At 66.1% G+C, this 11,891-nt stretch carries 9 protein-coding genes and 3 pseudogenes; 6 read left to right on the top strand and 6 right to left on the bottom strand.

Annotation, left to right across the window (positions count from 1 at the left end; genetic code table 11):
• Positions 1-765 precede the first annotated feature (765 nt).
• Entirely contained in the window at positions 766-1,995 is a 1,230-nt protein-coding gene (locus tag ACLF3G_RS23445) for an IS110 family transposase (RefSeq protein ID WP_430671829.1), read from the top strand.
• Positions 1,996-2,229: 234 nt separating this feature from the next.
• Here the strand turns inward: ACLF3G_RS23445 and ACLF3G_RS23440 are convergent, their stop codons facing one another.
• The 6 genes and pseudogenes from ACLF3G_RS23440 to ACLF3G_RS23415 form a co-directional block, all read right to left on the bottom strand.
• A complete protein-coding gene (locus ACLF3G_RS23440) occupies positions 2,230-2,727 on the bottom strand; it encodes a DUF5681 domain-containing protein (RefSeq protein WP_430671828.1) in 498 nt (165 codons plus the stop codon).
• Positions 2,717-4,129, bottom strand: coding sequence for a site-specific DNA-methyltransferase (locus ACLF3G_RS23435; protein WP_430671827.1), 1,413 nt, complete (start codon positions 4,127-4,129; stop codon positions 2,717-2,719). The genes ACLF3G_RS23440 and ACLF3G_RS23435 overlap by 11 nt, the downstream gene beginning before the upstream one ends.
• Positions 4,130-4,165: 36 nt before the next feature.
• Entirely contained in the window at positions 4,166-4,531 is a 366-nt protein-coding gene (locus ACLF3G_RS23430) for a hypothetical protein (RefSeq protein WP_430671826.1), read from the bottom strand.
• Positions 4,532-5,088: 557 nt separating this feature from the next.
• Positions 5,089-5,427 (bottom strand): annotated as a pseudogene (locus ACLF3G_RS23425) (ATP-binding protein); the annotation flags it as partial.
• Positions 5,427-5,748 (bottom strand): annotated as a pseudogene (locus ACLF3G_RS23420) (IS21 family transposase); the annotation flags it as partial. The pseudogenes ACLF3G_RS23420 and ACLF3G_RS23425, both read right to left, overlap by 1 nt.
• 645 nt (positions 5,749-6,393) lie before the next feature.
• The gene (locus tag ACLF3G_RS23415) at positions 6,394-6,633 is read right to left on the bottom strand and encodes an LOG family protein (protein WP_430671825.1); all 240 of its coding nucleotides are present in this window, start codon (positions 6,631-6,633) and stop codon (positions 6,394-6,396) included.
• A gap of 429 nt (positions 6,634-7,062) precedes the next feature.
• Here ACLF3G_RS23415 and ACLF3G_RS23410 point away from each other — a divergent pair, with 429 nt between their 5' ends.
• The 5 genes and pseudogenes from ACLF3G_RS23410 to ACLF3G_RS23390 all read left to right on the top strand — a co-directional run bounded on the left by ACLF3G_RS23410 (position 7,063) and on the right by ACLF3G_RS23390 (position 11,889).
• Entirely contained in the window at positions 7,063-8,661 is a 1,599-nt protein-coding gene (locus ACLF3G_RS23410) for an MBL fold metallo-hydrolase RNA specificity domain-containing protein (protein WP_430671824.1), read from the top strand.
• A gap of 130 nt (positions 8,662-8,791) precedes the next feature.
• Positions 8,792-8,983, top strand: a pseudogene (locus tag ACLF3G_RS23405) (VIT1/CCC1 transporter family protein); the annotation flags it as partial.
• Positions 8,984-9,792: 809 nt separating this feature from the next.
• A complete protein-coding gene (locus ACLF3G_RS23400; RefSeq protein WP_430671823.1) occupies positions 9,793-10,242 on the top strand; it encodes a host attachment protein in 450 nt (149 codons plus the stop codon).
• A 462-nt stretch (positions 10,243-10,704) separates the two neighbouring features.
• The gene (locus ACLF3G_RS23395; RefSeq protein WP_430671822.1) at positions 10,705-10,998 is read left to right on the top strand and encodes a universal stress protein; all 294 of its coding nucleotides are present in this window, start codon (positions 10,705-10,707) and stop codon (positions 10,996-10,998) included.
• Between the two features lie 309 nt (positions 10,999-11,307).
• Positions 11,308-11,889, top strand: coding sequence for an Hsp20/alpha crystallin family protein (locus ACLF3G_RS23390; RefSeq protein WP_430671821.1), 582 nt, complete (start codon positions 11,308-11,310; stop codon positions 11,887-11,889).
• Positions 11,890-11,891 lie beyond the last annotated feature (2 nt).

Genomic DNA, 11,891 nt, shown 5'->3' with positions numbered 1-11,891 from the left:
CCAAAGCGCCCCCCGATGCTGTGCGTCGACGAGAAGTCGCAGATCAAGGCGCTCTACCGCACCCAGCCCTCTGTTGCCGATGCACTCTGGACAGGCCGATAGCCGCACCCACGACTACACGAGAACGGCACCACCCCGCTGTTCGCCGCCCTCGACCTCACCTCCGGCGTATTCGCCAGGCGCTGCTATCCGAAGCACCGCTCGAGCAATTTTTGCAGGTTCCTGGACCAGGTCGAGGCCGCCATGCCCGCCGATATTAACGTCCACCTGGTGATGGACAACTACGCCGCCCACCAGACCAACCCGTGCCCGACTGGCCGGCCAAGCGCCCGCTCTGGCACGTCCAGTCCAGGCCAGAAGGTGCGCCCTGGATCAGTCAGTCAAGTGCTTCTTTGCCGATCGGACCGAGAAGCAAATCCGGCGCGGCGTCCACCACTCCACCGCCCAGCTTAAGGCCAGCAACCGCGCCTTCATCGACTCCCACAACGCCGACCCCAAGCCTTCCGTTACCCTGCATGATGGCCCTGGTGCCTTGAGGTCCTGCTGACCCGCAAAGGTTGGCGCTATGGTGAGACCATCCGGGACATGGGGCACCGGGAGCACGCAAGTGCGGGCAGGCCGACTCTTGAACCATGGGCTGCGAGCCCGATCCGTTATCTGGCCACCCCTGCGGCTCGCCCGGGTGCGCTGTGAGCGCGAATCCGTAGTTGCCGTGTTGCCCGCCAGCTCCCCTATCGCAAAGTCGATCAAGGAGGAGGAGGACCAATGCGGATCGTAGGCTTGGACATCCACCGCGTCTTTGCCGAGGCGGTGATGCTGGATGAGGGCAAGGTGATCCGGCTGGGCCGCGTCGGGATGACGCGCGAGCACCTGGACACCTTCGCCAGGACCGTGCTGACGCACGACGATCACGTGGTGGTGGAGGCGACCGGCAATGCCACGGCGGTGGCCGACGTGCTGGCGCCGCATGTCGGGCGCGTGGTGATCGCCAAGCCGCGCCAGGTGCGGCTGATCGCCGAGGCGCGCATCAAGACCGACGTGATCGACGCGACGGTGCTGGCCCGCCTCTACGCCAGCGGCTTCCTGCCAGAGGTCTGGGTGCCTGATGCGCACACGGAGGCGCTGCGGCGCCAGGTCACCCGGCGGATGCAGATCGTCCGCCAGCGGGCGCGACTCAAGACGATGATCCAGTCGATCCTGCACGCCCATCTGATGCCGCAATGTCCGCATGCCGACCTGATTGGGCCAAAGGGGCGGGTCTGGCTGCTGGCACAGCCCCTCCCGCCAGACGAGGTCGATGCGGTGGCGCGCCACCTGCGCGAGCACGAGCGGCTGAGCGAGGATCTGCGGGTGGTCGAGCGGGAGATTGCCCGGGACGCTCTGGCCAATCCCGATGCCAAGCGGCTGATGACCATACCCGGCATCGACATGGTGGTGGCGGTCGGCCTGCTGGCGGCGGTCGGGCCCGTCACCCGGTTCGAGGCGCCCGACAGGCTGGTGTCCTACCTTGGCCTCAACCCGACGGTGCACCAGTCGGGCGAGGGCCCGCCTCGTCACGGGCGGATCAGCAAGCAAGGCCGCACCCACGCCCGCACCATGCTGGTGGAGGCCGCCTGGCAGGCGGTGCGCGGCCCAGGCCCGCTGCGCGCATTCTACGAGCGGATCGCCCGGCGGCGCGGGGTGCACATCGCGGCCGTGGCTGTCGCGCGCAAACTGGCTGTCATCATCTGGCACCTGCTCAAGAAGGGCGAGGACTACGCCTGGGTACGCCCGGCGCTGCACGCCCGAAAGCTGCGCGACCTCGAGCTCCGCTCAGGGCAGCCGGCCCGCCGCGGCCAGCGCGGCCCGGCCTACGCCTATAACCTGACCAGGACGCGGCAGGAGGAGCGCAGGCGGGGCGAGCAGGCCGAGCTGGCCTATCGCCGCCAGACCGAAGGTTGGACCCGCCGAGGACCAAAGGCGCCCACGGGTGCCGCAAAGGAGGAGCGACGCTGAAGGCTGCGCGGCCGGGCTCTCACCTCGTGCCCGGCTCTTTGCCGCGCGGTCACCCGTGAGCAGGAGGAGAATAGCACCGGCTCACGCCAACGGCACTGTTCAACCTCATCCGTGGAGGGAGTTCGCCAAGGACATCTTCGCCGCCATCGAGCGCTTCTGCCTCCAAGAACGCAATATATCGGAGCAGCTACGAAACTAGGACGGGTGTCTTCCAGGGCTGCGGCTAGCCACAGCTCACTTCTTTGGGTCACGCGGCTTTGGATCACCCGGCGGCATGATGGGAGGCGGGCGCTCCTGCTTCCCCTCAAAGATGCGCGCAGCCTCGTAAAGCACGATCAACTGCTCGGTCGTCATGCTCGAATAGTCGATCTTCGAAGCATCGCGAATGTCATTGGACGGCCCTTGTTCACCAGGAACGCCAGGAATTGCTGCGTGATCAACAGTCGGGCGCCGGCGATCCATTTCGGCCAGAAGCTTGATAATGCGCGCGTCGCCGCTGGCCGCCTTGTTGACCAGCTGCTTGGCAATTGCCTCCAACTTTGTGATGCTGTGGCGACTGCCACCCTCATTCACCATGACCCTTTCGCCGAGCGCTTTAGCGATAGCCATGCTGAAGGTCACGCTATCCTTCGTGCGTCCTCTCGGGTTGCCGCTCTGACCTGGTTTAAAACGGCTGTGCTCGGGCGGCTTACCGTAGCCTACCTCGTATTTGCGGACCGGTTTATTTGCCATTTCCGGCCTCCGGCTGCACCAGAGTGAGCGCTTCCTGCGTTCTGCCTTGCATGTCGTTGAAGGCGCAGCCGGTCACAGCGTGTCGGACAAAGTCGCCTGTCAACTCCTGCCAGCGGCGAACAATGGTATCGACGTACAGTGGGTCGAGCTCGAAGCCGCAGCAACGCCGGCCCGTTCGCTCGGCCGCCATCAAGGTTGTACCGCTGCCGAGGAACGGATCAAGCACGAGCTCGCCGCGAGCCGTGCAGTCGAGAATAGCATCCGCCACCAGGCGCACTGGCTTCACCGTTGGATGCATCGCAAGCAGGTCCCCTTCCTCCGAACGCCGTCCAAAGGAGTTCACGCCGGGGTAGGACCAGAGGTTGCTCCGATGGCGGCCGTGCTGCCCAAGTTCCACGTTGTTCCGGTGGGGTGCCTTGCCCGATTTGAAGACGAAGACGAGCTCGTGCTGGCTGCGGTAGAGGGAGCCCATTCCGGCGTTGTCCTTCGCCCAGACGCAAAGATTCTTCAGCTCGGAGTAGGCCTCGTGGCCCGCAGCCAGAAGCTCAGGAATGTGGCGCCAGTCCATGCAGACGAAGTGCAGCGAACCAGCCCGGCTGTGTTGAGCGGCCAGCCCGAGCGCGGTGGTCAGAAAGGCGGTAAACTCAGCACCGCTCATCTCGCCGGATGCCATGGGAAACTCCCGGTGGCTGATGACGCCGAGGCCACTAACATGGCCGGCGATCCGAACGTTGTAGGGCGGGTCTGTAAAGACCATGGCCGCGCGTTTCGCCGGCAGTAACGTCGCATAGCTCGCCTGCTCCAGGGCACTGCCGCAGAGCAGCCGGTGACGTCCCAGCAGCCAGAGGTCACCGGACTTGCTGACGGCGGGACCTGCAGGACGCTCGGCGAGCACATCCGCAGGATCGGGTGCTTCTTTGGGCGGGGCGTCCAAACCCTCAATCCGGAGATCAATCTCCGCCATCTCGAAGCCAATCACTTCGAGCTCGAAGTCGAGGTCCGCGAGGGTCAGCTCGCGCAGCGTTTCCGCAAGCAGGCGCTCGTCCCAGGTGGAGATTTCAGCAAGGCGGTTGTCCGCCACCATGAAGGCCTGCATTTGGGCAGGTCCAAGATGGTCTAGCCTGATGGTTGGCACTTCGGTCCAGCCAAGTTGGCGGCAGGCCAGCACCCGGCCATGGCCCGCCACTACCCTGTCATCAGGGTCGATCAGGACTGGGACATTGAAGCCGAATGTCGCAATGCTTCGGGCGATCTGTCTGATCTGGCGCGGACTGTGGGCGCGAGGATTGCGCTCGTTCAGCCGCAGGTCGGTAACTGCCCGGTACTTGATATCGAGGTGGTGCGAAGGCGCGACCCGGCTGCGATCTCTGGGCTGGAGGTTGGTCGGGACTTTGGGTGGCATGGATGGTCTCCGTCTGGTTGGGAGACCACCCAATGATCATGCTAGAGTTGTGGAATTAAACGGAAAAGTGCAGCTCGTGTCCGATTCATTGACCTCGGCCAGCCGACGCAGCAGTTCCGCCTCCCAATAGGGCTTTGCCATTAGCCAACTGAGCTCCCGGCCCGTCGTCACGCCAGCCCGCTGCATCTCAAGGCGATTTTCGTCGTGCCACGCCTGCTCGCGCTTCAGGAGGCGCACCGCTTTCTGATAAAGGCTGCGAAGGGTTTCGGCGCCGACACAGTGACTGGTCTTCGGCGCGCCTCGACCAGCGACCAGCCAAGAGACCCTAAGCGCATTACATGCCGCGTTCGATGTACGGTTGCTTCTGACCATCTCTTCTTGAACAGACAGCCAAACCTCCATTAGGCGGGAGGGTTCATAGAACGAGGGCCGGCCACGCTTCCTCGGGGCGCTGCTCGGCAGTAGAGGCGGCTGGCGTTTTAGATCTGCTCTCACGATCTTCTCCGGATTCAGCTACTCACGAACCCGTGACCCTAACTTGTCCGGCTGCCAATTGCTAGTTTGTTCTTACCGCCGAGTGCTCACCGCCGCCAGCACCATAGCACAGCCAAAATCGCTGATCAGCAGAATGTTTTCCCTGATCCGTCGCTTAGGGAAGTGATGCCGATGCGGCGCAGATCTACGGCCAACGCCAGGGGCACATCTCGGCGCGACCCTGGAAGCCTGTGATTTTGCCTGATGTTCCCTGATGAACAGGGTAATGAGCCGCAGAGACTGGTTCGCTGACGACTGCGCCCACAACCAGAAATTCCACAAACGATTGTATCTGAGATTTTTTCGTCAGTCGGATTCGTTCCGAAGGGACGAGACCCAGATGGGATATATCACCGGGAGACAGGCCCGCCGGTCCGACCCCGCCGCAGCAGGCTAGCCATCCACGTCGTCCAGCGCGAGGGCCGATGGTACCGGCGGCGGCGCCTTCCCCGGACCAGCACCACGTTGCGCTGATGGGCCAGGACGTTGCCTGTCGCGAGGTCGCACACCAGGGCCTTGTTGATCGGCGTGCCTTCCAAGCGGAAGTCATCCACGTCCTGCGCCAGCGGCAGCTTCGATGCGGTGATCTGGTACTTGATCGAGCGCGCCTGGTTCTCGGCGATCTCGGCGCCGACGAAGTCGCCGTTGACCTGCTGCGGCTCGTGCTGGCGCTTCACCGCCGTGGTGACGACCTGGTCGAACGCCGCTCTCATGCCGAACAGCTTCAGCTCGCCCATTCTGGCGAGGATCTCGGACCGCTCCATCACGCGCTTCTCGGCAGATTGTCATAGCGGGCGCAGTCGGCCAGCGGCTCGTGCCGCAGCCGCAGGGCACCTGGCGTCAGGATGGTCTGCGGCGCCGGGGGCTCGCGCTGGCGAGCCAGGATGTTCAGTACCACGTCGGTGGAGTGCGCGCCTTCCCGCGGCGCCTCGGCACAGGCTGCCTCGACCGCCACTCGGCCCGTCGCTGAGCACGGCGGTGAGGATGTCCACCATATGCCGGTCGCCATCACCAACACCGACCAGCTTGCGGCGCAGGCGAAAGGATCGACCAGATAGTGGCTGCACATCTGCAGGAACCGGCCATTGCAGGCGCGAGTGCGGCCCCCCGGATCATATCCACCGCCGTCTTTATGTTGTCGTAGATCCCGCGCGTGCAGGCGCCGCGAAAGAACGCAAACGCCTTGTCGCTCCTTCTTTCGTAAGCAGACCCGCCAACTCGACGGGGGCCGCGAACGATTCGTCGCGATTGCCAGAACGAGCGTGACGCCCACCGCGTTTCGGCTGAGCAATCTCAAGAGGTGCAGCATGCGTCAGGTACTAATCTTGGCGGCGGTGGCGACGGTTGGTCTGGCTTCAACCGCGATGGCGCAAGCTCAGCCCCCGGACCTGCGGCAGGCTCCGGCAACGGCCGAGCGTGCCCCGCCGGAACCATCCCCACGCAGCACCCGCTCACCGGGTCCGCCGACCGATCGCGGGCCCGAGACGCCGAATGCGGATGCGGCGCACCGTGGTGGCGGCGTGGTGCTGGAGGGCGCGCCGGGTGCGCCCGCGCCGCCCCCAATGCCGACGCCGCCGCGGTCCGCGCCATCGCGTTAAGCGACCGCATGCCGCCAGGACGCGCGGTACCGATGGATGGGCTTGCCTGGCCAATACATAAGCAGCGAACTCTGCCCATACACGAGGGCAGCGCGAGCGATCTTGCGCCCCCTCTAGCAGGCTACAGGCCTTTTACGCACGGCCGGCGCAGGACAGCCGGTCAACGTCGGCCTGCTCTACCATGCCCGCCTCCACCAGCGCCTCCCAGCGGATCAGGCCGCGCCAGAAGGCTTCGTCTACGAGCAGGCTCGGCAGCGGGCCGACGCGCCCGGTCTGGCGCAGGGTCAGCAGTTCGAACCGCTCGTCCAGCGTTCCGAAGCCGCCTTGGAATACCACGAGCGCCGGCGCGCGCATCGCCAGGGCGTTGTGCACGGGTTGGGCTGTTGCTCCCGTGCCAGGCGGATGTTGAAGCCGATGGAAAATGCCCCGGCCTCCCAGGCCCCGCGACAGGCAGCTTCCTTGATCTTGGGCCCACCGCCTGTCGCGATCACGTTGTCCTGCACGCCCGCCACGAGCCTTAGCGTCCGCCTCGCTCGGAGGCGATACGGCGCAAGCGCCGCGCCCCAAGCGCGCAGCGCCTCGTCCGGCTGCGTGGATTCCACCTGCAGCCGCACGCCCCGCATGGTGGGGCTCAGCAGGACGTCGCGATCGAACAGCGCCAGCCTATAGGCCGGCGACGCCGCAGGGTCGCGTGCGGACGACGGTGGCGGCTCATTACGCCCCCTCATGTCGGCGCAGTGATGACCGGCGGCTACGCCCGCGCCTATACTGGCGGCGGATGTCAGGCTGCGGGAGGGTGCCTTGGCAATCGGCCTGAAGGTCTGTGGCGCGGCCCGCACGGTGACCGGGCTCTGCTTGCTGTTCGAGGCGCCGCGGGCCCGCATCCTGGTGGACTGCGGCATGTTCCAGGGACCCAAGACGCTGAAGGCTCTGAACTATGAGCCGCTCCCCTTCGAGCCTCGAGCCATTCATGCCGTACTGCTGACGCACGCGCATATCGACCACAGCGGCCTGCTGCCGCGCCTGGTCAAGATGGGCTACCGCGGCCGCATCCACTGCACGGAAGCGACGCGGGATCTCTGCTCCTGCCTCTTGCCCGATGCCGGCCACATCCAGGAGATGGAGGTGGAGCAGCTGAACCGCCGCAACCGCCGTCGCGGGCGCGAGCCGGTCGCACCGATCTACACCGCGCAGGACGCGGAGCGCACGATGCGGTCATTCGACTTGGTGACCTATGGCAAGTGGATCACCCCGGCCGAGGGCATTCGCGCGCGGTTCTGGAACGCGGGGCACATGCTTGGCTCGGCGTCGATCGAACTGGAGTTCGAAACTGGGGACGGCCCCCTGCGCGTGCTCGTCTCCGGCGATATCGGCCCTGGTCTCGGCCCGATGCAGCGCGATCCGGAGGGACCCGCGGGCGGCATCGACCACGTCATCGTCGAGAGCACCTATGGCGACGAGGATCGCCCCGCCATCGCGCCGGCGGAGCGCCAGGCTGCGTTGGGGGCGTTGGTACGAAGCGCGGCGCGACAGGGCGGCACAATGCTGGTTCCCGTGTTCGCTGTGGAGCGGGCGCAGGAGGTGATGCTCGACCTCGTCACGTTGATGCGGACCGGTCAGGTGCCGGAGGCGGATATCCACCTCGACAGTCCGCTGTCCGGCCGCGCCACGCGTGTCTTCGCACAGCATGCGGCGCTGCTGGAGGACGGGGCCGCGCTGCTCGCGGCGCTCGCCGACCCCCGGCTGCACGAGGTGGAGGACGCGCAGCAGAGCATGCGGCTCGCGCGGCAGGAGGGGTTCCGGATTGTGCTCGCCGGCAGTGGAATGTGCGAGGCGGGGCGTATCCGAGCCCACCTGCAGGCTAAGCTATGGGATCCGCGGACCGTGGTTGCGCTGGTCGGCTTCCAGGCCACGGGCACGCTGGGGCGGCTACTGCAGGACGGCGCCGCGCAGGTTCGCATCCGTGGCGAGACGGTGAAGGTCGCCGCACGTATTGCAATGGTGGAGGGATATTCCGGCCATGCCGACGGGCCGGAGCTTGGCCGCTGGATCGCCGCTCGCGGACCGGTGCGCGGCGGCATCTTCCTGGTGCATGGGGAGGAGGCTGCGATCGAGGGCCTGGCGAAACGCGTGCTCGGCCGCGGCATCGTGCCGGAGGCAGGGCTGGTGAAGCCCATGCTGGACGAGGCCTTCCGTCTCTCGCCCGGCCGCACGCCGGAGCGCGATGCCGCGGCTTCTGGCCACCGGCGCGAGCACCCCGAGCGCGTCGGACGCCCGGACTGGCACAATGAGCGGGCGGCGCTGCTGCTCGGCATCGAGGAGGCGATTGAGCAAGCGGGGGACGACCGGACCCGCGCCGCGCTCTTGGAACGTCTCCGGCGCGCGCTGGAGGACCACTGAGTACCATGGCTCAGTGTGTGCGCACAGGAGAAATACGCGCAGCCGCCGCACGGGCTGCTGGAGCGGGTGGTGCACCTGTGTCCACCACACGCGCGCGACAACAGGCCCCGATCTCCGCGAGCGACGCCACCTGGACTCCGAGCGCCATCTGGTCTCGCGCATAAGATGGCCTCAGGCCGCGGTGCTCGGGGCAAATGATGGTATCGTTTCGACCGCAAGCCTGATCGTCGGCGTCGCGGCTGCCGCAGCCACGCAGAGCGACATCCTCATCGCCGGCGTGGGCGGGTTGTTCGCGGGCGCGATGTCGATGGCGGCCGGCGAGTAGGTTCCCGCGATGGATGCTGCGGGCGTAACAAAACCGCACGGCTGGGACATGGGCGCGGTGCTGCGCTTCACCCTGTTGATGGGTCCCCTCTCCGCCATCTTCGGTCTGGCGACCTTCGCAATCCTTCGTTTGGGCCTTAGGCGCCACTCCGGAGGAGTTCCGAACCGCCTGGTTCATCGAAAGCATGGCGACCTAGGTCCTGATCATCTTCGTAATCTGCAGCCAAGGCCTAGCGTGGCGGGCGGTGGCACCCCATCCCACGCTGCTCGCGACGTCGCTCTGGGCCTTGGCGCTGGCCTTCACGCTGGCCCTCGGCCCGCTGGCGGCGATGCTCGGCTTCGCGCCCCTTCCGAGGCGCGCTGCTGGTGGTATTTGCCGTCCTGGTCGTTGGCTACCTGGTGGCGGCCGAAGTGCTGAAGCGGCGGGCCACCTGGGCAGGTCAAGCTTGACGCAGACACCATCGAGTCCGCCAGGGACATCCCGCTGTGCTAGTGCAGGTTGCACAACATCAGCCTGAAGCCTCTCGCGTTGTTGCCAATCGCCCGCTTGTGACTTCGCTGGCTGCCGCAAGGAGATGCTGTATTCGCTGGCGGAGAGGCCGGTCGGCATGTCGAAGACGCTGTCGGTTGATTTGCGGGAGCGGGTGGCGGCGGCGGTGACGAGCCTGACGCCCGAGGCGGCCAACGCGCCGCTCGTCCGGCCGTGGGCGGGCAGTGACCGGTGCGCGCGTGTCGTAGCCTTGATGCAGGTCATACGCCTCGCGACCGCTCGGCGGGTATCTGATGCGCGGAAAGGAGGAGGACTCCATGGGTACCATCACGGAATGGGCGGTGATCGCTGACGCACAGCACTGCCGGGTGTTCGCCCGCGCGGCGCCCGCGGGCCGCTGGGACGAGCTTGCGGAGCGGGCGATCGAGATCTCCAACCCGCGCTCGCACGAACGGGGAACCGATCAGCCGGGCCGCGTGCAGGAAAGCGCGACCGCGGCCCACCACGCCATCGAGCCACGCAGCGATCCGCACCGCGAGGCCAAACGCGCCTTCGCACGCCAACTGGCTGAGAGACTGGAGACGGCAGCGACAGAGGGCAGCTTCGGGCGCCTCACTCTGGTAGCGCCACCGCCCTTCCTCGGCGACCTGCGCGCAGCCCTTCTCGACCGCGCGCGCGCGCGTGTTGTTGCCAGCCTCGACAAGGACCTGACGCGCCTGCCACAGGCCGAAATCGTGGAACAGCTTGAATTCGCTCGGAGCAAGTGAGCAGTAGGCGTGTAGCCTTGGCCGGGTCCGGAACTGTCCACCGGAGGCGGAAGGCGGCGGGCCTTTGGCCAGCGGTCGCGGGCGTCTCAACGGGCAAGCACCTGCTCCAGTGGCAGCGCGGCCTGCCCGAGACTTTCCGCCACCGCGATATGACCCATGCGCCCGCATGCACGTTGTTCTTGCGCTCGAGGCGAGGATCCTCCGGCGCTGCTCCGCGCCACCTCTTGTCGGCCAGCGAAAGAACAAAGGGCAGAGGCACGCCTTCGAGCGCGACCGATGCGGTGCGGGCGACGGCACCCATTACTCATGCGCCTTCACCTCACCCCATGAACCGATGCGCATCATGTTTTCATTTGGAAAGAACGCGTTGCAGCCAGCTTGATCCAGCGCCGGAACTGATCACGTACAGTCACTCCAAGGTCGGGAAATTGTGCATGGCGCGCTGATGCGGGAAGACCAGCCATGGGCACCACGGCCGTCGTGGCCTGGGACAGGACCGTCGAGACCAACAACACCTGGCTTGACGATAGCATTGCGCGGCATCTGGCTCGCCACGGGCTTCCGGTGACTGTCGAGCGCAGCGCCACCGCCGAGATCGGCGCCGGCGACATCCTCCTCAGCCGCACCGCCGTATTCGCTGCCGACCTCATCGTCATCGGTCCCTGTAGGCACGTGCGTGTCCACAAGTTCTTGCTGGGCAGCGTGACGCGGACGCTGCTGCGCCACATGACCGTGCCGGTGCTGATGTCGCACTGAGCGCTTGTGAAGGCCTACCCCGCAGCGCCGACCTTCGAGGGAAGAGCCAGTGGCATCAACGGCAATGATGCTCACGCTCGGTTCGGCAACATGCGCCGAGACCGGGTCGTCGGTGCATCACCAACGGCTCCGCCACCGGCAGCGCCTTCATCAAGATCGATGCGGCGCGAAAAACTTTTCGTGAAGCCGATGCGGCCGTGTGCTTGATCTGGGTCAACCTGCATGCCGCCGTGCGGGAATATCCTGCTTCACAAGAGCACTACAGGCCGTGCCCTTCCTGTGCACTTCGAATGAAATCGCAGTCAGGATGTGGATCATGAGCGGATCGAAAAGCATGGCGAGATCCGAACAGAAGGCGCTCGCAGCGGGCGCTGTCCAGCCGAGAGCTTCTGGCAGCCATTCGTCGCACTGCGCAGTGAGGTGGATCGGCTGTTCGACAGCTTCTGGCGCGGGAATGAAACAGGCGGCCTGGCGCGCCGCGCGGAGGCCGAGCCACAGCCCCTCTGGCGGTTCGAGAGCGGCTTCGGCCCCGCCGTTCCGGCCATCGACGTGCTGGAGACGGAAAAGGAATTCCGGATCGAGGCGAAGTTGCCGGGCATGGATGCCAACGACGTGGAACTCGCGCTTTCGGACGGCGTGCTGATGATCAAGAAAGAAGGACGAGCACGAGAAGAAGACAGAAAACTATCGCTTCGCGAAGCGCCGCTTCGGTTCCTTCCAGCTTCCTCGTGGCGTCGACCAGGCGCGAGCCGCGGCGAGCTTCGACAAGGGCGTGCTGACGGTGACGCTGCCCAAGAGGGCGGACGCAGCCGCGCAGCAGCGCAAGATCGACATCAAGCAAGGTCCGTGATGGCCGGCCACCAGGCCGGAGCAACCTTCGGATGGAGGTAGTA

Origin of the sequence: Falsiroseomonas sp. HC035, from assembly GCF_050563525.1 — a bacterium.
GTDB lineage: Bacteria > Pseudomonadota > Alphaproteobacteria > Acetobacterales > Acetobacteraceae > Falsiroseomonas.
Note: the sequence above shows the minus strand (reverse complement) of the source record. Positions and strands in the feature narration are given on the sequence as shown.

Excerpts from the sequence above, each read along its gene's own strand:
- ACLF3G_RS23395 (WP_430671822.1), top strand. The coding sequence starts at position 10,705 with ATGGGCACCACGGCCGTCGTGGCCTGGGACAGGACCGTCGAGACCAAC.
- ACLF3G_RS23435 (WP_430671827.1), bottom strand. The coding sequence starts at position 4,129 with ATGCCACCCAAAGTCCCGACCAACCTCCAGCCCAGAGATCGCAGCCGG.
- ACLF3G_RS23430 (WP_430671826.1), bottom strand. The coding sequence starts at position 4,531 with ATGGAGGTTTGGCTGTCTGTTCAAGAAGAGATGGTCAGAAGCAACCGT.
- ACLF3G_RS23400 (WP_430671823.1), top strand. The coding sequence starts at position 9,793 with ATGGGTACCATCACGGAATGGGCGGTGATCGCTGACGCACAGCACTGC.
- ACLF3G_RS23445 (WP_430671829.1), top strand. The coding sequence starts at position 766 with ATGCGGATCGTAGGCTTGGACATCCACCGCGTCTTTGCCGAGGCGGTG.
- ACLF3G_RS23440 (WP_430671828.1), bottom strand. The coding sequence starts at position 2,727 with ATGGCAAATAAACCGGTCCGCAAATACGAGGTAGGCTACGGTAAGCCG.